21 protein-coding genes are annotated in these 24,721 nt (G+C 39.9%); 6 read left to right on the top strand and 15 right to left on the bottom strand.

What is annotated here, in order from left to right:
- Positions 1 to 71: 71 nt before the first annotated feature.
- Together KAN5_RS12840 and KAN5_RS12845 are read left to right on the top strand one after the other, a co-directional pair.
- Positions 72 to 479 (top strand): VOC family protein, encoded by a 408-nt coding sequence (locus KAN5_RS12840; RefSeq protein ID WP_016709114.1) that lies wholly within the window; start codon positions 72 to 74, stop codon positions 477 to 479.
- Positions 480 to 513: 34 nt separating this feature from the next.
- On the top strand, positions 514 to 681 hold the full coding sequence (locus KAN5_RS12845) for a hypothetical protein (protein ID WP_016709113.1): 168 nt from the start codon (positions 514 to 516) through the stop codon (positions 679 to 681).
- A 21-nt stretch (positions 682 to 702) separates the two neighbouring features.
- Here KAN5_RS12845 and speD read toward each other — a convergent pair whose 3' ends face one another.
- The 8 genes from speD to KAN5_RS12885 all read right to left on the bottom strand — a co-directional run bounded on the left by speD (position 703) and on the right by KAN5_RS12885 (position 8,560).
- Complete coding sequence (gene speD, locus KAN5_RS12850) at positions 703 to 1,515, bottom strand: adenosylmethionine decarboxylase (protein WP_016709112.1); 813 nt, start codon at positions 1,513 to 1,515, stop codon at positions 703 to 705.
- 88 nt (positions 1,516 to 1,603) lie between these two features.
- Positions 1,604 to 2,017, bottom strand: coding sequence for an OsmC family protein (locus KAN5_RS12855; RefSeq protein ID WP_138555419.1), 414 nt, complete (start codon positions 2,015 to 2,017; stop codon positions 1,604 to 1,606).
- Between the two features lie 74 nt (positions 2,018 to 2,091).
- A complete protein-coding gene (locus KAN5_RS12860; RefSeq protein WP_016709110.1) occupies positions 2,092 to 2,439 on the bottom strand; it encodes a DUF3802 family protein in 348 nt (115 codons plus the stop codon).
- 146 nt (positions 2,440 to 2,585) lie between these two features.
- A complete protein-coding gene (gene astD / locus KAN5_RS12865; protein WP_244389857.1) occupies positions 2,586 to 4,055 on the bottom strand; it encodes a succinylglutamate-semialdehyde dehydrogenase in 1,470 nt (489 codons plus the stop codon).
- A 15-nt stretch (positions 4,056 to 4,070) separates the two neighbouring features.
- Positions 4,071 to 5,087: an arginine N-succinyltransferase gene (gene astA, locus KAN5_RS12870; protein ID WP_016709108.1), complete on the bottom strand. Its 1,017-nt coding sequence runs from the start codon at positions 5,085 to 5,087 to the stop codon at positions 4,071 to 4,073.
- 85 nt (positions 5,088 to 5,172) lie between these two features.
- Complete coding sequence (locus tag KAN5_RS12875; RefSeq protein WP_244389859.1) at positions 5,173 to 6,378, bottom strand: aspartate aminotransferase family protein; 1,206 nt, start codon at positions 6,376 to 6,378, stop codon at positions 5,173 to 5,175.
- Positions 6,379 to 6,761: 383 nt separating this feature from the next.
- Positions 6,762 to 7,922: an HDOD domain-containing protein gene (locus KAN5_RS12880; RefSeq protein ID WP_138555416.1), complete on the bottom strand. Its 1,161-nt coding sequence runs from the start codon at positions 7,920 to 7,922 to the stop codon at positions 6,762 to 6,764.
- Positions 7,923 to 7,978: 56 nt separating this feature from the next.
- The gene (locus KAN5_RS12885) at positions 7,979 to 8,560 is read right to left on the bottom strand and encodes an aminodeoxychorismate/anthranilate synthase component II (protein ID WP_138555415.1); all 582 of its coding nucleotides are present in this window, start codon (positions 8,558 to 8,560) and stop codon (positions 7,979 to 7,981) included.
- A 411-nt stretch (positions 8,561 to 8,971) separates the two neighbouring features.
- Here KAN5_RS12885 and KAN5_RS12890 point away from each other — a divergent pair, with 411 nt between their 5' ends.
- Genes KAN5_RS12890 through KAN5_RS12900 form a run of 3 tightly spaced genes read left to right on the top strand, consistent with a single transcriptional unit; the run spans position 8,972 to position 10,420 of the window.
- Positions 8,972 to 9,268 (top strand): hypothetical protein, encoded by a 297-nt coding sequence (locus tag KAN5_RS12890; RefSeq protein ID WP_244389860.1) that lies wholly within the window; start codon positions 8,972 to 8,974, stop codon positions 9,266 to 9,268.
- A 34-nt stretch (positions 9,269 to 9,302) separates the two neighbouring features.
- Positions 9,303 to 10,199: a TraB/GumN family protein gene (locus KAN5_RS12895; RefSeq protein ID WP_016709103.1), complete on the top strand. Its 897-nt coding sequence runs from the start codon at positions 9,303 to 9,305 to the stop codon at positions 10,197 to 10,199.
- The gene (locus KAN5_RS12900; RefSeq protein ID WP_016709102.1) at positions 10,199 to 10,420 is read left to right on the top strand and encodes a hypothetical protein; all 222 of its coding nucleotides are present in this window, start codon (positions 10,199 to 10,201) and stop codon (positions 10,418 to 10,420) included. Before KAN5_RS12895 ends, KAN5_RS12900 begins: the two co-directional genes overlap by 1 nt.
- A gap of 83 nt (positions 10,421 to 10,503) precedes the next feature.
- Here KAN5_RS12900 and KAN5_RS12905 read toward each other — a convergent pair whose 3' ends face one another.
- Complete coding sequence (locus KAN5_RS12905) at positions 10,504 to 10,908, bottom strand: thioesterase family protein (RefSeq protein ID WP_016709101.1); 405 nt, start codon at positions 10,906 to 10,908, stop codon at positions 10,504 to 10,506.
- A 22-nt stretch (positions 10,909 to 10,930) separates the two neighbouring features.
- Between KAN5_RS12905 and KAN5_RS12910 the strand changes: the two genes are divergently transcribed.
- Positions 10,931 to 11,635 (top strand): 2OG-Fe(II) oxygenase, encoded by a 705-nt coding sequence (locus KAN5_RS12910; protein ID WP_016709100.1) that lies wholly within the window; start codon positions 10,931 to 10,933, stop codon positions 11,633 to 11,635.
- Positions 11,636 to 11,812: 177 nt separating this feature from the next.
- Here the strand turns inward: KAN5_RS12910 and KAN5_RS12915 are convergent, their stop codons facing one another.
- From KAN5_RS12915 to acnB, 6 genes are all read right to left on the bottom strand, one after another.
- Positions 11,813 to 13,045, bottom strand: a complete 1,233-nt coding sequence (locus KAN5_RS12915; RefSeq protein WP_244389862.1) for a cysteine desulfurase-like protein — start codon at positions 13,043 to 13,045, stop codon at positions 11,813 to 11,815.
- Between the two features lie 9 nt (positions 13,046 to 13,054).
- On the bottom strand, positions 13,055 to 13,687 hold the full coding sequence (locus KAN5_RS12920) for a 2OG-Fe dioxygenase family protein (protein ID WP_138555018.1): 633 nt from the start codon (positions 13,685 to 13,687) through the stop codon (positions 13,055 to 13,057).
- Between the two features lie 212 nt (positions 13,688 to 13,899).
- Positions 13,900 to 19,647 (bottom strand): hypothetical protein, encoded by a 5,748-nt coding sequence (locus KAN5_RS12925; protein ID WP_244389864.1) that lies wholly within the window; start codon positions 19,645 to 19,647, stop codon positions 13,900 to 13,902.
- A gap of 103 nt (positions 19,648 to 19,750) precedes the next feature.
- Positions 19,751 to 20,749: a hypothetical protein gene (locus tag KAN5_RS12930; RefSeq protein ID WP_016709095.1), complete on the bottom strand. Its 999-nt coding sequence runs from the start codon at positions 20,747 to 20,749 to the stop codon at positions 19,751 to 19,753.
- Positions 20,749 to 21,696, bottom strand: coding sequence for a hypothetical protein (locus KAN5_RS12935; RefSeq protein ID WP_016709094.1), 948 nt, complete (start codon positions 21,694 to 21,696; stop codon positions 20,749 to 20,751). The genes KAN5_RS12930 and KAN5_RS12935 overlap by 1 nt, the downstream gene beginning before the upstream one ends.
- Positions 21,697 to 21,905: 209 nt before the next feature.
- Positions 21,906 to 24,503 (bottom strand): bifunctional aconitate hydratase 2/2-methylisocitrate dehydratase, encoded by a 2,598-nt coding sequence (gene acnB, locus KAN5_RS12940; RefSeq protein WP_244389865.1) that lies wholly within the window; start codon positions 24,501 to 24,503, stop codon positions 21,906 to 21,908.
- Positions 24,504 to 24,721 lie beyond the last annotated feature (218 nt).

The following is a 24,721-nucleotide window of genomic DNA, read 5'->3' on the forward strand; positions in this document are numbered from 1 at the left end:
TTTGTCCTCTGATGAATTGTATTGTTCTGGTAAAACACCTAGACACAGTTATTAATTCGTAAGGTAGGTCAATGTCTAATATAAAACAACACATAGGAAGTATCGCGTTAGTCGTTGAAAGTTATAATGACGCCATTGCTTTTTACACTCAAAAACTGGGGTTTGATTTAATTGAAGATACCGACCTTGGTAATGGCAAACGCTGGGTATTAATCGCACCTCCTAATTCCAATGGCACCAACTTACTACTCGCACAAGCAAGTGCGCCACAGCAGTTAGAGGCTGTAGGTAATCAAACTGGCGGTCGCGTGTTTTTATTTTTACACACCAATGATTTTTGGCGTGATTATAAAGTGATGCAAAAAAATGGCATTCGATTCAATGAACAACCCCGTAAAGAAGCCTACGGCACCGTGGTGGTATTTGAAGATTTATACGGCAATAAATGGGATTTGTTACAGTTGAAACGAACTCGATAAGAGGTTATTTGTCGCGATAAATCACGACCTACCTGTGATAGCCACAATCACTGAAGGTAATGGTTTTTCAGGCTTCGTTATGTTCAACCCAAGCTACGATAATAAAATTAATACTGCGTTACTCGTAAGCTTTACTCACACTAACTATCGCAATAACCCACATACAAAAACGGCGCGTAATTTTCATTACACGCCGTTTTAAGAATCAACTAATTCTGCTAGTTTATTCTGTATCTGGTAAGTTACGACCGTAGAAGATCTCTTGCATCTCGCGGGTTAACTTAGAGCGAATTTCTTCTTCTTCCTCTTCAGATAAATCGCTGGTAGTGACACCGAATAAATACGTATTTAGATCGGTCTCTTTTAGCATCATCTTAGTGTGGAATAAGTTTTCTTGATACACATTCACGTCCATCATCTGGTACGCTTCTTTCGTATCTTCGGTCATGTAGTTTTGAATTGAGTTAATCGCATGATCAATATAATGCTTAACACCATCTACATCACGGGTAAAACCACGTACGCGGTAGTCAATTGTCACTACATCAGAGTCTAAACTGTGGATTAAGAAGTTCAATGCTTTTAATGGCGAAATAATACCACAGGTTGATACTTCGATATCAGCACGGAAAGTACAAATACCATCATCGGGATGCGCTTCAGGGTAAGTGTGCACACAAATGTGGCTCTTATCTAAGTGAGCAACCACAGTTTCTGGCAATGGGCCTGGCGCTTCATCTACATCATAGGTCTGCTGTTGTTCAATTGGCTCTTCTGAAATCAGAATTGTTACACTAGCACCTTGTGGATCATAATCTTGACGCGAAACATTTAAAATATTCGCACCAATAATATCCACTACTTCACCTAAAATATCGGTTAGTCGATCAGCACTGTACTGTTCGTCGATATATTCAATATATTCTTTACGTTGTTGCTCTGTCTTTGCATAGCAAATATCGTAAATACTAAAGCTTAAACTTTTGGTTAAGTTATTAAAGCCATGAAGTTTAATTTTATCGAAGGGTTTGTTCATGATAAACCAACCTATAAACAAGTGAAATCTGCCAGAGCAGAATGAAAAGTTCGCGGATTTTATACGAATTTCACCGCAGGAAAAAGCGTTATTTTCCCTGTTCTTGTATAACTTCGTGTGTGTGAGTAATTTCTACTGTTTTATCAAGCATTAATGCTACTGAACAATACTTCTCAGCTGACAGTTGCACGGCGCGCGCAAGGTGTTTTTCAGAAACATTATCACCTGTCACAACAAAGTGTAAATTAATTTTAGTAAACACTCGAGGAGCAGATTCAGCACGTTCAGCGCTTAGTTGTACTTGTACGTCAGAAAAATTTTGTTTGGCTTTTTTTAAAATGCTTACTACATCAACCGATGAGCAACAACCAACAGACATTAACACCATTTCCATTGGGCTTGGTGCGGCGCTATCGCTACCAGCATCAAACACCACATTGTGCCCAGAATTAGAAAGACCAAGGAAGGTATCGCCTTCGACCCATTTTACATTCGCTTGCATTTTATGACTCTCAAAAAAATTAGTTACTTGATTGTAAGGAAGTCACACACAGTTGCAAATTAAAAACGATGTATTCAAGCGCTTTCTGCGACAGCGCTATCAAAGAGGTTTTTTACCAGGGCGGCAAATTCATCAATAAAGGCGTGCTGTTCAATGGTCACTTGATTACTGGTAACACTACTTAACACTTCTTGTAAATCGTATACGATACCATCCACCTCACGCACAATTTGACTACGTTGTTCGGTGGTCAGTTCTGTATGCTGCTGACATAACAACATGACATTTTCAGCAATGTCATCCTCTATCAGTTCCATAATAGTGGGGGAGCCTGGTTTAATTTCGCCGGGTTTCTCAAATAATGCTAAATTTTGAGTAAGATACATGATCAGATCATCATACCCTTGCCTATCTAAAACCATAATTAAAACACCCACTGTAAAATTATCACGACTGTAATGATTTAAGCAGAAAGCGCTTTTAATTGCTACCTTTGACCCTTAACCAATACAAAAAAAGCAGCCTAGGCTGCTTTTTTAGTTATTTATTACTATTTAACAAAACTCGATTAATCAATTTTTAAACCTGGGCTTAATGTTGCTGGCATGGCTACTTTATCAAGCTCTACAGAAGCAACTGGGTATGCACAGTAATCGGCAGCATAGTACGCGCTTGCACGATGATTACCCGAGGCACCAATACCACCAAATGGCGCAGCGCTTGATGCTCCTGTGATTGGACGATTCCAGTTAACTATACCGGCACGAATACGACGTAAAAAGTGATCGTAATCGGCGGCGTTATCACTCAATAAACCTGCTGATAAACCAAAGCTGGTGTCGTTGGCTTTATCAATTGCGCTGTCAAAATCACTAAAGCGGAATACTTTTAATAGTGGCCCAAAGTGCTCTTCATCTGGGAAGTTAGCAACATCAGTACATTCAATAATGCCCGGTGTAACAAAACCGGTATTCTCTGTGTGTTTAAGCTCAACTAACACCTGCGCGCCAAGCTCAACAAGTTGCTGCTGAGCTTTTACCATGCCCGCAGCGGCTGCTGATGAAATCATCGACCCCATAAATGGTTGCTCTGCATCATCGTAGTTGCCCACTTTAATCGCTTTAGTGGCAGTAACTAAACCGGCTAAAATTGCATCGCCCTGCTCACCTGCTGGTAAAAACAATTTACGTGCACACGTACAACGCTGGCCACTAGAGATAAACGCTGATTGAATAATATCGTGAATAGCTGCTTTAGTATCTGCCACATCAGTAATGATTAACGGGTTATTACCGCCCATTTCTAGTGCTAATATTTTACCCGGTTGACCGGCAAACTGTTCATGTAAAATATGCCCTGTGCGTGATGAACCAGTAAAGAATAAACCATCGATACCTTTATGAGCTGCAAGTGCTTTACCTGTTACCACTTCACCTTGCACTAGGTTAATGACACCAGCTGGTAAACCCGCTTTCTCCCATAGTTTAAGGGTTAATTCAGCAACCGCAGGCGTCAGCTCTGATGGTTTAAATACCACGGTATTACCCGCTAATAGCGCAGGCACGATATGACCGTTAGGTAAGTGACCAGGGAAGTTATATGGACCAAATACAGCCACTACCCCATGTGGCTTGTGGCGGATCATAGCGCGCCCTTGTGGCATTGGGTTTTCAACATCACCAGTGCGCTCTAAAAAAGCCTTTTCTGAAATGGCAATTTTGCCAACCATAGCACCGGCTTCAGTGCGAGTTTCCCATAATGGCTTACCCGTTTCTTGGGCAATCGCTACAGCGAGCTCCTCGCTGTGCTCTTTTAGGGTCTCAGCAAAGGTTTTTACTATCGCTAGGCGCTCTGCAAAGGATTTGTCTGCCCAGCTATAAAATGCTGTACGTGCAGAACTTACAGCCGTATCAACTTGTTCGCTGGTCGCTGAGTTTGCTTGCCAAATGATCTGATTATTAGCAGGGTTTACTGAATTAAATGCATCGCCTTGGCCCTGAACCCATTGACCATTAATAAATTGTGCAGGATGAGTCATGTACTTTCTCCTAAATTAAATGCGTGTTGCTGTAACGATATCGCCAGCTTGTAAATGAAGTGCTTCAGCCATTGCTTGAGGTAGAGTTAACTCTGCGCTTGATTCATCAAAATTTAGTTGTGCAACGGTTGCTCTAAAGTCATTGAGCTTTTCATTTGCAAGCATCACCGCGGTTTCACCGCTGTTGTTACCGATCTTAACGGTAAAGTTTTTCGCATTACGAATAGTGGCAATATTATCGACTTTTGCTTCAACCGTTGGACCTGCGTCAAAAATGTCTACATAGCCATTAAACGTAAAACCTTCGCTTTTTAGCAGCTCAATCGCAGGGCGGGTATTATCGTGTACTTTGCCGATCACCGCTTGCGCCTCTTTACTTAGTAAGTTGACGTAAATTGGGTACTTTGGCATTAGTTCAGCAATAAATACTTTTTGGCCAATACCTGTTAAGTAATCAGCGGTTGGAAAGTCCATCGAGAAGAAGTGCTCTTCTAACCACTGCCAAAATGGGCTGTTGCCTTGCTCGTTCGAAACGCCGCGCATTTCAGCAATAACGGTGTCGGCAAAACGTTCTTGATGCTGTTTAATAAACATAAAACGTGCTTTTGAAAGCAGCTTACCGTTATTATTTTTACGGTAACCATCTTTTAAAAACAGCGTACAAAGCTCTGTGGCACCGGTGTAGTCATTACACAAGGTGAGAATATCAACGGCTTTATAAACATTCAGTGTACGAGATGAATGAATGGCTTTACTAAGGTGGTAATGATAAAACGCGTCATCAAGGCCAACAGCAGCTTCAATGGCTGAGGTACCCACTACTTCACCTGTTTCGCTATCTTCAAGAACAAACAAGTAACCTTCATCACCCGGGTGAGATGCACTTTTTGCGAATGAGCTTATTGAATGATCTATTTTCTTTTGCAATAACGCTTCGTTATTCGGTAAAGATGTAAAACCATGCCCTGATTCATGGGCAATTTTCAATAAAGCTGGGTAATCACATTGCTGGATTGGGCGAAGGATCATCATGAGTCCGCTTGCTCCCTTATAAATAACGGTAAATTAAGAATAGTCGGGCAAGCTTGCTGCTTGCCCTTAGTATGAGAGGTGTTGATTAACCGTTCACAACCTTGGCGACAGCTTTCTCAAAGCGTGCCATGCCTTCGCGAATATCCGCTTCTGGTATTACAAGTGAAGGAGTGAAACGAACAACATCTGCACCTGCGACTAAAGACATTACACCTTCAGCGATACCAGCCACTAAAAACTCTTTAGCTCGGCCTTTAAATTGCTCAGTTACTACCGCACCAATTAATAAACCTTGACCACGAATCTCTGAGAATACCTGATGCTTATCATTAATCTCACACAGTAACTCATTGAATAATTGTGCTTTAGCTTTAACGCCAGCTAATACTTCTGGTGTATTTACGGTATCAAATGCTGCTTCACCAACAGCACATGCCAGTGGGTTACCGCCATAAGTAGAACCATGTGTACCGACTTTAAGATGCTTAGCAATTTCCGTAGTTGTGATCATCGCACCAATTGGGAAACCGCCACCAAGTGCTTTAGCTGTGGTTAAAATATCAGGAGTTACTCCTAAACCTTGGTATGCGTAAAGCTCACCAGTACGACCCACACCCGTTTGTACTTCATCAAAAATAAGTAATGCATTATGCTTTGTACATAATTCACGTACACCTTTTGCAAATTCGTCAGTCGCAGAGATAATACCGCCCTCACCTTGCAATGGCTCCATCATAACGGCACAAGTATTATCAGAAATAAGTGCTTCAAAAGCAGCCAAATCGTTATAATCACAATGCACAATATCACCAGGTTTTGGGCCAAAACCATCAGAATAAGCCGCTTGGCCACCGACCGTTACAGTAAAGAATGTACGACCATGGAAACCTTTGTTGAAAGCAATGATTTGCGATTTCTGCTCACCAAAATTCTCCAGTGCTACGCGACGCGCTAATTTTAGTGCACCTTCATTTGCTTCTGCGCCAGAGTTGGCAAAATAAACTTTTTCCGCAAATGTCGCATCTACTAGCTTTTTAGCTAAACGCAGTGCAGGTTCATTAGTCATAACATTAGACACATGCCAAATTTTCTCGCCTTGCTCTTTTAACGCTTTAACCAAGGCTGGATGACAGTGACCTAGACAGTTAACAGCGATACCACCTGCAAAATCGATATATTCTCGATCTTGCTGATCCCATACACGAGACCCTTCACCACGAACAGGAATTACACTTGAAGGTGCGTAGTTAGGAACCATTACTTGATCAAATAATTCGCGATTGACTGTCATTTTATATCCTCTTAATTGTTATCTCACAGAGAGTGTGAAAAGTTGGCTTGGTGATGGCCTGTATTACCATCTCCTTTGGTGCAAATCAGCATAGCTTAAATTGCCAAAAAATACTCTCTGGTTCAATTTTCAGACGGCCATTATTTCAGAGTTTTTAGTTGTTGTCTCTTAGAAAACTTTCATGCAGCCCTTGTTATTAAAGGGATTGAGATATTATTTCAGAGATAGTGAATAACTATCTGAATAATAAATTATAGGGTTGTTTATTTGATAAGGCTGCCCCACTACCGACTCAGCAGCGCTTTGACAAATAAAATATGATTAAGGGCCTGTATTAATGATGAATGAATAGTCGTAAAAAAATTAACAAAAAATTTATGAAACTAGTCAATTTTGATATGAAAGTGCCGTAAATTGGTTTTTTCGAGCTGCATTTGTTCCTGTTTTGATAAGCCTACATAATCAAACCAGAGTGATTTTTCATCACTTTCTACTAATTGATGAGCAGTTAAACTGACCACTTGGCTATAACATCGAGCTTTGCGTATTAGCGTAGTTAACGGTAATGCTGAATCCCCTTTTGCTACACCATTAACCAATTGCGAGAGCACCGCATTAAATGGCAAATACCGAAACGCCATTTTATCTATCACCTTTGCTGTGACTTTCAATGCGTGCTGGTTAAGCAAGGTACTTAAAAAAAGAGGGTCTGGTTTTAATTCTAATAATGCCGTATGTAAATCTTTATGCTGTTCTTCTCGAGCAAGGGTTACTTTTCGTTGCCAAACACGCTCAAAGGTACGTAAATAAAGCCTTGTCAAAGCTATTTTACCCACATCGAGTAACATCCCTAAAGTAAACGCATGCACTTCATTATTACCACTGTTCTTAGCCAACTCCTGCGCTGCAATTGCACAGGCCATTGAGTTATCGCGTAAGCGACGCTTCAATAATGGAAATGGCTCGGTACTATGTGGCATCCAATGACGCACTGCAAAAGTTGGCACCACAAATTGCAAGTTATCTAAACCAATATAGCGTAGCGCTAAAGAGGGGTTGTCAACCTTAACGGAAGTGTGTTTATTACGCTGCGCACGGTAATAAGGCAAGTTTACAAAAGTAACCAACTCCCGACCTAGCCAGGTTAAATCTTTAACTAGCGGCTCAAGGCGTCCTACCGATGCAGACTTTACCGCCAATATATCCAAAATTGCCGGAACATTATCTTCAATGCCAATTGTTTCATGTAATACAGTGTCTATATCCGCTAATTGCTTGTTCATCGCGGTATCAATCACTTGATGAAGTTGTTGGCTGGCTTGAGCGCGGTATTTATGATGGGCAGTACTCGATTGTTGACGTATTTTCTGCGCTGCGACTTCAACTTCCAGTAAAGTACGTTGTTCCATTGCTTCGCCGTAGTCAATTTCTAAGGTGTGAATATAACCAATTTGACGCTGCGCAAAACTATGCCCAAGTAACAAGTCATGGGCTCGTTGTTCTAATGCTTTTACAATCCTTTGTTGGCGTACTTCATCTGTCATTCATTATTATCTTTATGTAAAAGTTAAAGGAGCTATTACAGCTATTAACGTTAAGCCTAGAACCGAGTTAAAAAGTTAGCAAGTAATTCAAGCCCACGCTCAGTTAAAATTGCCTCTGGATGAAACTGTACCCCTTCTAATGCTAAGCCATTATGAACTAAGCCCATTATTTCATCCAACTGACCACTTTCTGTTTCAGTCCATGCAGTAAGCTGCAATTCGTCAGGCAAACTATTTTTATCAACAACTAATGAGTGATACCGGCAGACCGTTAGTGGGTTTGGTAAACCTGTAAATACCCCTTGATTCGTATGATAAACTGGCGAGGTTTTACCGTGCATCACTTGCTTAGCTTTAACAATATTTGCACCTAAGGCTTGTGCAATCGTTTGATGACCTAAGCAAATACCTAAGATTGGAAACCTGCCTTTTAGTTGCGCTACAACATCTAAAGAGATGCCAGCCTCGTTGGGCGTACATGGCCCGGGGGATATGACAATATGTTGAGGATTTAACTGCGCTATTTGACTAACCGTGATCTCATTATTGCGTTTTACTAACACCTCTTGGTCTAAGCGCTGAAAGTATTGCACTAAGTTATAGGTAAACGAATCGTAATTGTCGATCATTAACAACATCTGGTTAGTAGCTCATTGATAGTTAAAGGTTGCAAGGCAAGATAGTTCTGGGCGCATTCTAACTTAATAGCGCACAACTTGCAGTTAAATGTCGACTGAAAACGCTGCAGCCAATGTCTAACGTTTTTTACAGCAGCTCAAATCGACCCTCAAACATACTCCGACAGGGCAAAACCTTAAAAATAAAACCTTATAATAGAAATAAGGTTTTAAACTAAGTAATTGATTTTAAATTAATTATAAAAATTAAACCTTATAATTAAATTGCTCATACCTAGATAAGCGACTTTCTTACTACTGCCCTCTAATATTGACTCATCGCTACAGCCTAGCGAACAAAACGGTAAATATTACATTACACATCCGCATAAGTATGGATGACAAACAAGACTAAATATGAAGGAATAAATCATGAAACCATTAACTAAAGCTGTAACAAAAACTCTATTAGTAAGCACGGTGATAGCCACTTTATTTAGCGCAAATGCCATGGCTGAAGAGGTAGATAATACGAAGGTGCCAGCCGCTCCCAGTGTGTCGCAAGTACAGGACGTGGCCGCGGTCGATTACAGTTTTAGTCAAGACTTTAACACTTCATTTGAAAAACAATTAAATAAGATTGACGCTGCAATCAACTCTCAAATAGACGAATCGATCAAAATAGTGAACGAACAAGTTTCAGCACAATTAGCAAAATTATTTAACTAATTTGATATTCAAAATAATAAAAAAGGAATGAGGCATGATCAATTTTAGTAAAAACTTAATCAGTAAAAGTTTACTTATCGGCTGCTCATTATTGAGCTTATCTGTCGCAGCACAAACTTCGGTATGGCAAGTCAGTAAAGGGGACGACAAAGTGTATATTGGCGGCACCCTGCATATTTTACCTAGCAATCAAATGCCGCTGCCTGCTGAGTTTGAATTTGCCTATAAACAAAGCGACACGGTCATTCTAGAAGCTAAAATGCCCGACCCAGCTGATAGCCAAGCGCAAATGACGATGCTGCAAACTCTTTCTTATAAAAATGGTGAAACCTTAAGTGAAAAACTTTCGCCAGAAGTTAAAGCACAACTAGAAACAAAATTGGCACAATTTGGCGTTAGCTTAAACGAGCTAAACAGCTTTAGGCCCTTTATGGTGAGTGTTATCCTGATGTCAATGGAGCTGCAAAAACAACAACTCATTGGTGATGGTGTTGATGCTTATTTTGCCAACCGAGCAAGCAGTGACCAGAAAACACAACAATACCTTGAAACTCTGGAATTTCAGTTACAGCTTTTTAAAGAAATGGGAGAAAATAGCGAAGACAAATTTATTCAATCTAATTTAACTCAACTTGATGATTATGCTGAGCTATTTGATGGGATGATGAAAGCATGGCGCAGTGGTGATACTGAAAGCCTGAATGAGTTAGTAATATTACCTATGCGTAAAGAAGACCCAGCAACTTTTGATAAACTATTAAAAGCGCGCAATCACAATTGGTTACCTCAAGTTAAAGCCATGTTTGGTAATAATCAACAAGAATTAGTGTTAGTTGGCGCCGCTCATTTAGCTGGTGAACACAACCTACTCGCCTTATTAGCAGAAGAAGGCTATAGCATTACTCAACTTGACATTGCAGGTGAACAATAATGGAAAAAACAGACAAGCAAGCAATTAGTTTATTAATTATATTTGCGCTATTGATGTTAGCCAGTGTGACGATGCCAAGTAAAGCTGCAAATAACCCAATAAGCAATGAACAAGGCGTTTTTAAACTTGCGGTTAAACCAGCAAGAGAAGCCACCCACATATTTCCCATTGCACAGCAATGTTTGATTGGCAGTGATATTCACATGCATTTATCACAATAATAGCTATTAACGTAATGTATGCGCTGTAGCCCTAGTCTTACAGCGCAAACATTTCAAATAGGAATGAACTCTTTTTAACTCTTTCAAGTTGGGCTTTGACTATCTAAATGCGTTTGTAAGGCCTCCTTCTCTTGTGTTGATAAAGGAGTAGCACTTTTAGCCGAAAAATCATACCGAACCATGACCGTTTTGCCTATCGCACAACATCGCTCTTGCTGAAAAGCTTCTTGGCGTATTACAAAAGAGCTTGAGCCAATATGCTCAATGCTCGACTTTACTTGCACATCATGACCATAAAATAACTCAGCTAAAAAGCTTACTTCTACCTTGGCAATGATCAACTTCCAGTCATAAGGATTCAAATCCGGGGTAAAAAATCTAAAAATAGGCGCTCGTGCAGCTTCAAACCATACTGGGAGTACGGTATTGTTAATATGACCTAGTACATCGGTTTCGCTAAAGCGCGGTGTAATTTTTTCTATAAACATAATAATTCCAAAAAGGCAGCTCATGACGGACTTTATTCGCGTTTACGATAACGCCCTAAGCAAAGAATTTTGCGATAATTTTATCACTGAGTTTGAACAAAGCCCGCATCTAAAACAAGGCATTACCTCTGGCGGTGTCGATCTAGCAAAAAAAGATAGTCACGACCTCTACTTAAGCTCTTACCCTGAGTATGCAGAGCAATTAAAACATATTCAACAAACCACCGCGGGCTATATTTTTAAATACTTAGAAGAACATATTTTTATGATGATAGGTGCATTTGGTTTAAAGGTATATCACCCAAAAACAGGTGTTCCAACAGATTTAACCCAAGCAAACTTTGATGAGATAGGTAAGCCGCAACTCCCCTTATTAGTGCAACAAATTTTTAGACTTGGTAATATTCAAGCACAAAAATACCAAGTAAATAAAGGTGGCTATCCGTATTGGCATAGTGAGGTGTACCCGCAAGCAGGTCACAATGATGCACTACATCGCGTGCTGCTGTTTATGTTTTATTTAAATGACGTTGAAGAAGGTGGAGAAACCGAGTTTTACTACCAGCAGCGTAAAATTGCTCCAAAGCAAGGCACTATGGTTGTCGCTCCAGGTTACTTCACTCATACCCACCGTGGAAATAAACCCGTTTCAAACGATAAATATATTTTAACTTCGTGGGTGCTATTTAACCGCGCAGAGCAAATATATGGTCAACCACAAAGCTAAGCGGTAAGCGGTAAGCGGTAAGCGGTAAGCGGTAAGCGGTAAGCGGTAAGCGGTAAGCGGTAAGCGGTAAGCGGTAAGCGGTAAGCGGTAAGCCAAAATTTGAGCGTTGCAAATTATTATGTCAACACTTAAAAAGCACTCGATCCGCTTAAAACTTACAGCTTATGACTTATAGCTCTAAAATAATTGATCAAACAAATCAAACAGCTTATCGAGCTCTTCAATGGTGTTGTAATGCATACAACCGATACGCACAACGCCGCCTTTATCTAACACTCCTAATTGCTCACATAAGCCTTGGGCGTAAAAATTACCATCCCACACACAAATGTGTTGTTTACCTAAAAACTCAGAAACCTGACGCGGCTCCAGTCCTTCAAAGGTCAAAGCAAAGGTTGGGGTACGCTGTGATAGACGTTCTAAATCATCAATTCCAAATAACCTGATCTTAGGGTAGTTAACTAAGCGAGTTAGGAAGTGCTCACTTAAGGCCATTTCATGTTGCTTTGTTTTCGTAAATGCTGCGGCTAACTTATCACGTCGTGAATGGCTATCATCAAGTTCACTTATATCTGCGATATAGTCCACAGCCGCAATCAGACCTGCTAGTGCTTCAAAACTTTGCGTGCCCGTTTCCCAACGACCTGGGATTGCATCTTTTGCAGGTTCCACTTTATAAGGTGTAAATCCTTCAAGATGTTCACGCTTACCGTAAACCATGCCTAAGTGAGGGCCGAAGAACTTATAGGCAGAACATGCTAAGAAGTCACAATCTAACGCTTGTACATCCACCAGCTCATGAGGTGCGTAATGGACTGCGTCAACATAAACCAATGCACCCACTTCATGGGCCATGGCAACAATACGCTGAATATCGTTAATAGATCCTGTGGTGTTTGACGCATAAGTCACAGCAACAAGCTTGGTATTTTGATTAAGTAAGCTTGCAAAATGCGCTAAATCTAAGCTGCAATCAGCTTCGTTAATCAATACAGTATTAACCTTCACGCCTTTATCTTCAGCTGCTTGCTGCCAAGAGGATACATTTGAGTAGTGATCAGCATTAGTCACAATGATCTCATCACCCGCCTGCCAATTACGAGAAATCGCACGACTAAAGCTAAACGTAAGGCTGGTCATATTCGCGCCAAATACAATTTGATCGCGCGATGGAGCATTTAACAAGTCAGCTGCTGCTTGACGCGCATTTGCCATTAGCTCAACGGTTTTATCGCTTGAGAAAAACGCGCCACCTAAATTCGAATTGTAATAGCCTAAATAAGCCGACATTGCACTGAGTACTTGCTGCGGTACTTGCGAGCCACCCGGGCCATCTAAAAATATTGGCGATTTACCCGCAACTTGTTGCATTAATGCCGGAAATTGACGGCGAAGTTTAGTTAAATTCATTGCCATTCCTTAAGCCGTTAATACAAAGCAGTCTAGGTAACCGTCTTTACTTGCATCAATTTTATTCATCGGTGTGGCGTTATGCCATACTTCGCGGTCATTAATAAGTGCAAACATACCGTCTTTAATTTCCATTTTAAAACATGGCTCAGCTTGTTTGTTTTCATAAACCAACAGTTCACCGCCTTCTAAGTTTTCGTGAGATACACCACAAATACACACGTGATCAAAACCATCTTGGTGAATACCCTCTGGTGCAGGTGGTGTATCGCTGTCGATTGCGAGCATTCTAAATTGGTGAATTTCAATATCACGGTCTTCATCTATCCCTGTAATTGCACGAAATTCATTAACGATACTTTTCATCCCTTCACTTTGTAGTAAGCCTTGCTCTAAGTTTTCATACGTACGCTCAACATTACCTTGAAAGGTATTGATTGAATCATCTTGTACAAAGGCTTTAGTGGCTTGTAATTTTAGCTCGCCACCTTGTGCTTTGATCACTGAATAGCGGCGTTTACGAAATGCACCATCAGCGTACGGATTAGCCGGAAGATTGGCAAATGATGGCTTTACCGCCTCGATATGAGCTTGGTTTACAAAACGAAGTTGTAATAGGTTCTGGTTGTTTAATGCTGTCATAAAATATCACCTAAAAAATAAGAGACTAACTCATAAATATTGGTGGGATTTTAATGCAAATAGATAGAATTTTTTGCGTCTTTATTTGGTTAAAGGCAGCTAAATGTATAAAAATAAGATCTAAAAGTGAGTTTTATTGAATTTTTAATTTAAAAATGAAAACGACCACATAAGGTGGTCGTTTTCTCATCTATAAAAGGTATTCAATAAACTTAAGGTGTTGTCTCTACAAACTCAACATTTACTTCACACGACTCTGTGATTGGACCTACTTCATAATAGTCAGCTGAGTGCCAAGTACCATTACAACCTGAGGCAGAACCAACTTCATAACCTTCATCTGGATATAGACTCAGACCACGAGTTTCATTATCTCCTAGTGTAAAACTATTCTCACTTACCACACCATTACCCGAAACAACAACATTTACAGCATAAACTTGACTATAATAAATGTTGTAATAATCTTGGTTATTACGCAAATCTTCCAAATAGTTAACGGTTTCATTACTTAATGGATTATTATGAAACTCTAATATAGCTGATTTTTCAGCAATAAAATCAACCCCTGTAATCGTCGATAAATTCGAGTTACTGAGCCTTACCTCAGTTAAAGCTGTATTATTTGAAAAATCGATATTTGCTATATTCGTACTGTCCAAATATGCGGACTCTAAGTTTATAAACAAACTAGTGTCAAATGAACTTAATTGTTGGTTGTTGCCTAAACCCACTGATATCAGTTGTGATGGAGAGGCAATATTTATTTGCTCACTTAAAGTAAACTGATTACCTTGCAAGAATAACTCTCTTAAATTAATTAGACCACTTGTATCAAATGAAGTTAAATCCGCGTTGTTAAATTCTAACCTCCTAATATGTGGGAACTGTTCATTACTAATTAAGCTTGAGTCTAATCCGTCGATACGTAGAGTATATAGATCTTCAAGATGACTTAGATTTAGTCCAGCTAAGCCATAACTGTAACTAATGTCTAAAAATTCCAATTCAAGATTATTTGATAAATTTAACTCATGTAACTCTAAAGAGTTCGCATAAAGTCTCTGCAACTTGGTATTTTGAGTTAAATCTAATGAACTTAGCGGGTTGTTGTTAACCCAAAGAATTTCTAAATTAGCTTTATCACTAACATCTAAGATTGCTAAAGCATTACGCTCTACATCAAGATGAATCAAGTTATCGGTGCTGGCGAGAGATAATGTACTTATGTTATTAGCCCAAGCGCCAAGTTGAACCAATAAAGGCTGATTGCTAAGATCCAGCTCTATAAGTTCATTACTACTTACCCATAAATGAGCAATTAATGGGTTCGCGCTAACATCTAGCTGGGTAAGCTTGTTATTACTTAAATCAAGCTCTAGTAAATTAACATAACGACTAAGATCGAATGTTGTTAACCCAATTGCATTTAATTTCAACACTTCAATTAAAGCAGGATCTGCAACCTCAATTGTACTTACTTGGCTATCATTAATTGAAAGCTGACGTAGTAAAGGCAGATTGGTTAAATTGAGGTTTTCGCCTACATTTACATTACTAAGACCTATACTTTCTATGTTTGTAAATGCTTCCAGTCCAGCCAGCGCTGTAATTTCACCATAACCTTCATATTGGCAATTTAACTCTGTAACACTCTCTAAATTAGTTTTCCCAGAATTATCAACACACATAGCAAGCGCAGGATCGGTAACATTTGCCTGAATAGATAATGGGACAAACTCTTTAAACGTGACATCAATTTGACAACTTTCCGTAACGGATGAAACTCGATAGCCATCGCCTTCTATAAAACCATCACACCCAGAAATAGTATTAAGTACATAACCTGGGTTAGGGTCAATTGACGTCCACCACGATGAACCATGCCTTACAAAGCTCTCATCACCGACACCAAGCGAACCATTGCTATCACTATTAACTGTAATAGTATGTTGCGGAGCATCAAACGATAAGTAAACTTTATCTTCCTCAAGGCAACTATTGCCTTTTAAGTATTTACAGAAAGTAATATCACGACGGTTGTTATCAATTAATTCAATAACAGTATCTTGGCCATCAAGTATTAGCTCTAATTTACCGTCAATCAGCTCAACATTTACAGGCTCAGCATCATCAATTTGGAAAGTATAGTATTGTTTATCTAGGGCTTCATCGTAATCACCATAACTCACTGCCCAGCGAGCAATACCATTATTGTCATTTTGATATAAGGTAAAACCAAGATTATATTCATAAAACCGATCAACTTTGGATGAACCTGTAAAATCATGGATATATAAATGTGCCGTGGTGTCTCCTAAATTGGTTCCACCAACAGTACGCTCTATATAATATCGCTGACCATCTACAGCTACTAAAGTATATATAAACTCCCCTTCAAGAGTACACGTATCTAAAGCAACATCACACCAATCTACTCTTTGTGGGTAACCATCAACATACTCGGTATATAGGTCACGCTTTAAATGACCATCTTCAAACCCTCTTTGGTAAGAGCTTGTTCCAAAGGTAAAGAAAATCTCACCATCATCGTAAACTTGAATTTCAGACCAATGAGTATCAATATCATGGCCATCTCTAAATTGGTGACGGCCTGCAAAATTATCTGCTGTTATAGCTTGTTCACTTCGGCGCACCATGATGCCTGAATCGGTATAATGCTCACCTTCATACTCTCCTTGGGTTACAACCTGGTAACCGATGTTTAAATCTTTAGTAATATAAAATGATTCAGTTCCGTCATCTAGAGGGAAAGATAAAGCGATAGAATTATCAACAATCTGCCAAGTAAGTTCTTCTTCAAATAAATCGCTAATATTATGAGATATACCAGTACCATCATCATTAAACGTAACTTTGTATACCGTATCTTCACCTACAAGGTCGATTGACCACTCACCAACGATGTCATCTGCTGTAATAGCTAAACGCTGGTCTAGCGTTGTTTTGTCCACTTCATATGAACTTGTGTATTCGTCAACAAGCACATCATCTTGGTATTGCTCAATGTCTCGCGTTAATTCGAACCAATGACTACCTTTTTCAGGAAGTGGAGTTAATGTAAGTTTTGTTGCGATATCTTTAGTAACAACAAGCGTCCCTGTACTATTAGAGTAGCTTTCGTATTCTTGTAAAACAAAATCACTTAAAGGAGTAATTTCTATTACACCCTCAGTAGTTTCTGTCCACGTTACATCAACTTTACCGTTGTAGGTTAAAGAGCCAGTGTTATCTTCACGCAACTCAACTGTATAAGCACTTGCGTAATACAGATCTTGATTACCAATTATGAAGTTACCCGCTACTTGCTGTTGCTCTTTAAAGGTCGCTGTAATTTCACAATCAGTGTTACTTGCAAATGCAATGTAATGGTTACCTTCTATATAGCCTTCACACCCCGTAATGCTATCTACTACGTAGCCTTCTGCTGGCAGTATTTCAAAACCAACATTTTGATAAGTGAATGAGTCTTGAACTATCGGTGATAACTCACCGTTACCTGTGGAGTTTGCAGTAAGTGTTACTTTAGGGCGCTTAGGTAAATAGCTGATCTGTGTTGCTGCTGAACACTCACTACCTTGTTGGTAATGACAAACAACAATCGCATTCTCATCAGCTGAAACAAGTTCGAAATACCAGGTTGTGCCGTCCACCTCATAGCTTAATACACCATCATCGAATACAAGCCCAGTATATTGCTCACCATTAATTTCAAGTGTGTAATCAATACCTTGATCTGTATAGTTTGAGTATAACTGATCTGTATTACCATTTTGGCTATAAAACTGAGTGTAGTTTTCCAATAATTCTTCGGTGAACTCTGAATACGACAAGTCTTCACTGTATTCATAGATTAAAATAGCACGAACTTGCTCAGTAATATTACCTTGCTGATCATAAGAGGATTGCGTTCTTAATATATAAAACTGATTATCAACAATATTTATAAACTCATGAACCATATCATCCGCTAGGTAACAGCTACTATCAAAGCCTTCACAGCTAGTTACCAGCTGGTTGTTGTAAACAAAACGCTTACGTATAAACACGCCATCTTCTAGGTAACCTTGATAGCCTGTGTAACCCAGACCTATCATTACTGTGCCATCACTATGCAGATTAAGATCATAGTTTTGTGCTGTACCAACAAAGCCATGCCAACGACCTATAAGATCTTCATTGGTAGTCGTTACATCAGCCTGCTTAACAATTAAACCTGTTAGTGAGTTACCTGACTCATCAGAGCTGGTGTCTAAAGCAACCAGCTGGTAGCCTGCCGATAACGTCTTGGTAAACCAAAAATCAATTACACCAACTTCGCCATCTTCATCATAGCTAACAGATAATTTGGTGCCATCTAATACCCAGTTAAAACTTTCACTACTGTCATTGTTTACATCGCCTGTACCATCAGTATAAAAGCGTAACTCCTCTGGTTCTTCACGCTCGGTAGTACCATCAAAACTGCTGTCATCTGCTTGAAAGAGCCAAGTATTTGCTGTTAATTCTGTGGCAGTTAAAGCAATAGTTTTAAATTTGTTAATTAAATTAGTGGTATAAGTATACTCTTCTGCAGGGCTCGTTGTGACAATACCGGTCTGTTGATCAAGAGTCTCGATTTGTGTTGTACGTGTCACTTCTATGGTCTTAAACACATCATTTTCAGCTAAGATTTGGAAACTTATTGCTTTTAATTTCATCGTTTCTTCAGGATCAGAGCTGCTCATTCCTGCATGAGCTTTATAAATAATCACGTCATTAGCTAGTGCAAGATTGTAAATCCCCCCCTCTTGAGTCATCGTTACATTAGAGCTCGTATTGGAATGAAGTTGACCATTACCATCTGCTGATAGTGTTAAGTGAAATGCGCGATTATTATAATAACGGGGTGAGTTAATAATAAATTCACCCACTAATGCTTCCTTACTACCTGTTACAAGATCGTCGTCTTCTTTAATTTGTTTTTTAGTTTCTTCAATTAACTGTGGATCTTGTTCATTAACTTGCTCTTCAAACGTTTTAGCAACATTTTCATCAGCAACCAGTTCCAGGGTACTATTTACACCTTCAGGTAATTGATAAGCAGGGTTATCAACAACGATTTTAATTAAGGTCGCAAGTTGAATTTTTTCATCCGCATCAACATTTAAAAGAGCTGCGTCAAGCTCTTCAGTAGTGGTTGGTTCAGCACCGTTACGTGTTAAAAGTGCAAATTCAGCCGTTGTAACATTAGTGATGTTTACACCAAAGTTATCATTACTATCAAGTACGTTATCATCACCTGCTTGCTCAAGTAGCTTTTCTACCGAGCTTAATTGCGACACAAACTCAACACCTGGGTTTAATGAGTCTAAGCCTTTAGCTTTTACACGTACCAGTTTTTTGCCTGAACCTTCGTCGATAATTAACTCTTGGGTATAACGACCATTCGCATTTGCCTGTGTTGCAAAAGATTCATTCCCTACAACAATCTCAAGTTCAGCATTAGCGATTGGCTCATCTGTAACTACCCCTGTAATGGTAACGTTCGACACTTTACGCTTAATTACAACTTCTTGTGTTTTTGAAGCTGTAGCGCCATCATCATCTGTTACTGTAACTGTAAAATTAACTGTTATATCTTCTGTTATATCTGCAGAAGTGAACGTCGCATTTGCTGCTGACAGGCCATCGCTAGTCAACTCGATACTTGCATCATGACTCCAGCTATATGAAGCTATACTCCCATCGCTATCACTTGCAGCTGCATTGAGGGTAAATGCCTCTTGCTCTATCGTCTCTGCAGGCGCGGTTATGCTAACTGTTGGGCTCTGATTGACTGGATCAATTGGGGGAGGCGGTGTTGAGCCCCCGCTGTCATCACCGCCGCCTCCGCAGCCAGTTAAAAGTAGTGCACTCGTAAATAAACCAATGCGTAGTTTGCTGTTGCAAAAATCCATTTTCTTTCCCCTTTTAAATGGATAAAGTTCAGTAAATTAGTTCGCTCACCCGATAACTAAAAAAAACCATAGAGGTTCTATGGCTTGTATTCAAATCAAAACTTTATAATTTATTTTTAACTTCTTTTAATTGTTCTGAAAAGGTAAGGTTTCTTAAGTCTCCTAAACCTACCGCTTCGGTAAGTTCGGCTAGCTCGGCTTCAAATTTAAGCAGCTCACTCTCAATCTCTTTATTACCTAACGCTGTTTTTAACTCTGTATACTCACTAAACAGACTGTTTATACGATCGATTTGATGGGCAACAAGATCTGCGGCTACTTTTATATTGTCATAGTCTCGGTAATTTTTCTGAGCGTAAGCTTGCCCTTCCGCTAGCTGGCTCTTTACGTCACCATACACCACAGGAAACACACTGACTTTATCTGAATTAGCTAAGCTATAGATTTTATTAATATGTTCTGAAAAATAAAACTGCACCACTGCGTCTTTTTCTAATGCTGTTAACTGCTCTAAAAGCTGTGGGACATACTTTTCTACCTGCGCTTCTTTACCATCTATGAGGAGCTCTTTTAACTCTTGGTGCTGCTCATCTAATAAAGCGTAGCGCTTCTCAAAATGAATTTTGGCATCGATCTGAGTAAGTACAGCAAATTCATCTCTAACCGGTTTCAATACAGCCGTAATTCGCTCTTTAGATAAACTCGCAGCAGTAACTAAATTAATAACCTCTAAACTTTGCTCCATGACTTCATCTGCAACCGTATCCGATGAAAATAATGAAGCACTATCAAGTGCATGCTCTGGTGACAACCTTAATTCATCAAACTCACGATCAAGCACTTGCCAAATCTTTTTAGCTTCAGCGACTTTCTCTGCATCAAAATCAGCCAAAGATTCTGAATCTATTAAGTTATAAGCTGTTAACGCTTCTTGAAAAGCTTGCTCAGCCTTTTCATAAGCCAGTTGTAATTGCTCAGGTGTTGCTTGTTCACCAGTCAGTCCAGAGGTAATGCTGCCTAAATCTTTTTGTACTGACTCGATGGTTTTGCAACCCGTTAAGCCCACAGTTACGATAATTGTTGCTAGTAATATTTTCTTCATTAGTAGCTCCATTGCACACCGAATGTATACGCAATATTTGTGTACTCAACCTCAGGGACTCTTAAACGCTGACCATTCGCTAAGTTTTCGGTTACCACGTCTCTGGTTTTATAGTTTGCGTCTATACCTGCGATGATCGCAACATGCTGTAACACCTGATAACGCATTCCAGCTCTTGCAAAGACTCCCCAACCATTAAAGTTATCGGTCAAAGTTGTGGTTTCAAATTGGGTATTTTGAATTTGTGAATACATAGGTGAACTTACCTCACCTTCAACGTACCAACTATATTTGTTGAAGCTATCTTGTAAACGACTGTCAAAGCGAGCTCCTAAACTTAATAAGATGCCCATTTGATCTTCTGATACCGAAATAACGGGGCTTAAATTTGAAGTGTAATCTTGCTGAGCCCCAGTGTGCCCACCATCCATACCTGGCAAGGTATAACGAGCAGGATTATTTGGATCATCAGAGATTGCCATTAGAGCTTGATCAAACGCATCGGCGCCAGGTTGTACAAAAGAAAAGTTTGAACGAGTAAAGCTAGAAGTGAAAAATTTAATTCCAGCTGTTATCTGAACAGCTTGACTAAAGTTATACGCAGCTTTGGCACCGACTTCACTAGAACGAATTTTGAACGCATTTTCTTGTACCGCGCCAAACTCCCCCATACTCCAGGTTTCTGTTTCTATTTCGGGAATAAACGTGGTTGCGGAGTCAATATAATAGCCCCAATCATCATTAAGACCGCTATAAGAAACTTGGCGAATCGTTGTATTAGTTACATCTATTGACTGACTTAACTGACCAAAACCAGCAACATCCCCTAACGTTTCACTATAGCCAACACTTTCAAAGCCAACGCGTATTTCACTAAATGAGGGGTTTGGAGTTGCATAAATTGATGCGCTAAATAAAATTATTGATGGCAACAAGAAGGGTTTCATTTTCTCACCTTACACTACATTGATATTTATAAACATGCAGCAAGCAAGGAAGATAATCTGAAATCATGTACCATCCTTGGTTACAACAAATAACATTTGTTAATATTTATAGGCAAAGTTTAGCTTAAGTGAATAATCAGTCAAGTGAAAATGAATATAGACTTAACAAAAAACCCGTATAAAACGGGCTTTTTAACAAAGACAAGCGTTTAAACTGCCTGTTGAATAATCACTTTGTCTGCTTTTTTAGTGTAAACAGGCATGCGGTGGAAGTTTAAGTAACGGTATGTGTCAGCTGCTGTTGCATTAATTTTCGCAGCATATTCTTGATATTCAGCAGGTGTTGGTAACTTACCTAAAATAGCCGCGACAGCAGCAAGCTCAGCGGAGGCTAAAAATACATTCGCGCCATTACCTAAGCGATTTGGAAAGTTGCGGGTAGAAGTAGAAACCACCGTCGCCTTATCTGCAACACGCGCTTGGTTACCCATACACAATGAACACCCTGGCGTTTCAATGCGAGCGCCTACGCGACCAAATATACCGTAATAACCTTCATCGGTAAGCTGGTCTTTATCCATCTTAGTTGGTGGAGCAACCCACAATTGAGTTGGAATACGCCCAGTAAAACCATCAAGCAATTTACCTGCCGCGCGGAAGTGACCAATATTAGTCATACATGAACCAATAAATACTTCGTCGATTTTCTCGCCCGTAACATCAGATAGTAAACGTGCATCGTCAGGGTCATTTGGCGCACATAGAATGGGTTCATTGATATCGGCCAGGTCGATTTCTAGGACGTGTTTATATTCTGCATCTGCGTCAGCTTCCATCAACTCTGGATTTGCTAACCATTGTTGCATTGCTGTAATGCGACGCTCAATGGTACGTACATCACCGTAGCCTTCAGAGATCATCCACTTAAGCATCACAATATTTGATTCTAAATACTCAGCAATCGACTCTTTAGAGAGCTTCACAGTACAACCAGCAGCTGAACGCTCTGCAGATGCATCTGATAACTCAAAAGCTTGCTCAACCGTTAAATGCTCCACCCCTTCAATTTCTAGAATACGACCAGAGAACTCGTTGATCTTACCTTTCTTTTCAACCGTCAATAAACCTTCTTTTATAGCAAAGTAAGGGATTGCATGAACAAGGTCACGTAACGTAATACCCGCTTGCATTTTACCTTTAAATCGAACCAGAATTGATTCAGGCATATCAAGAGGCATAACGCCTGTTGCGGCTGCAAATGCAACAGCACCGGAACCTGCAGGAAATGAAATACCTAGAGGGAATCGGGTATGTGAATCACCACCAGTACCTACGGTATCTGGTAATAACATACGGTTTAGCCAGGAGTGAATTACACCATCTCCTGGACGCAGTGATACGCCACCACGGTTCATGATAAAATCGGGTAGTGTATGATGCGTGTTAACATCAATCGGTTTAGGGTAAGCTGATGTATGACAAAAAGACTGCATAGTTAAATCGGCTGAGAAGCCTAAACAGGCAAGATCTTTAAGCTCATCCCGTGTCATCGGGCCGGTAGTATCTTGCGAACCGACCGTGGTCATTTTTGGTTCGCAGTATTGGCCAGGACGAATGCCCGTTACGTTACATGCTTTACCCACCATTTTTTGTGCAAGTGTAAAGCCTTTATCAGACAGCTCAGTGATAGCGGGTACTTTAAATACATCCGTTGCACCTAAGCCAAGGGAGGTACGGGCTTTATCAGTTAAGCCACGACCAATGATCAGTGGGATCCGACCACCAGCACGAACCTCATCAAGAATGACATCTGATTTAAGTTCGAATGTGGAGATCACTTCATCTGTACCGTAGCGCTTCACAACACCTTCATATGGATAGATATCAATTTGTTCACCCATATTAAGTTCATCAACATTCAACTCAATTGGTAACGCACCAGAATCCTCCATCGTATTAAAGAAGATTGGCGCTATTTTATTGCCTAAACATACACCACCAACACGCTTGTTTGGTACAAACGGAATATCATCACCCATAAACCAAAGCACCGAGTTAGTGGCAGACTTACGGGAGGAGCCCGTCCCAACAACATCACCAACATACGCCAAGGGCAGGCCTTTTGCTTTTAATTCTTCTAGCTGCGTAATTGGCCCGACTTCACCGTCTTTATCTGGTTTGATACCATCGCGTTCAATTTTTAACATTGCTAAAGCATGTAGAGGGATATCTGGACGAGACCAAGCATCCGGTGCGGGTGATAAATCATCAGTGTTTGTCTCGCCGGTTACTTTAAAAACAGTCACAGAAATTTTTTCAGCAACAGCTGGCTTGCTAGTAAACCACTGTGCATCTGCCCATGATTCAATCACTTGCTTAGCAAAGCTATTACCTGCTTTGGCCTTCTCTTCAACATCATAAAATGCATCAAACATTAATAGGGTATTAGCAAGGCCTTTAGCGGCGATTGGCGCAAGCGACTCATCATCAAGTAAATCAATCAGAGGGGCGATATTGTAACCACCAAGCATTGTACCCAGTAGTTCTACGGCTTTTGCTTTTGAGATAAGCGGCGACGATGCACCCCCTTTAGCAATTGCGGCTAAAAAGCCAGCTTTAATATACGCTGCATCATCCACACCAGGTGGTACACGGTTCACCAGTAAATTTAGAATAAACTCTTCTTCACCAGCCGGGGGAGTTTTAACTAGCTCAATAAGATCAGCTGTTTGCTGAGCATCTAATGGCGCTGGTACGATACCTAATTCGGCACGTTCTTCTACGTGTTTACGATAATCCTGTAGCACAATATAGCCCTCTTTGGTGACGTGAAAGTATTTTGACGATTTATAATAAAGCTTTTAAGTATAGATTAAAATCCATCCTGTAAAGCAAAACATAATACTCACTATAAATTATGTGAATGTTAATTAAGGAAAATACCAATCACATGAATATTAATTACAACCCAGTTATTATCAGGCATAAAAAAACCCAGCATTGCTGGGTTTTTTTAATTTAAGAT

This window comes from Pseudoalteromonas sp. KAN5 (genome assembly GCF_022846535.1).
In the GTDB taxonomy this organism is placed as follows: Bacteria; Pseudomonadota; Gammaproteobacteria; order Enterobacterales; family Alteromonadaceae; genus Pseudoalteromonas; species Pseudoalteromonas haloplanktis.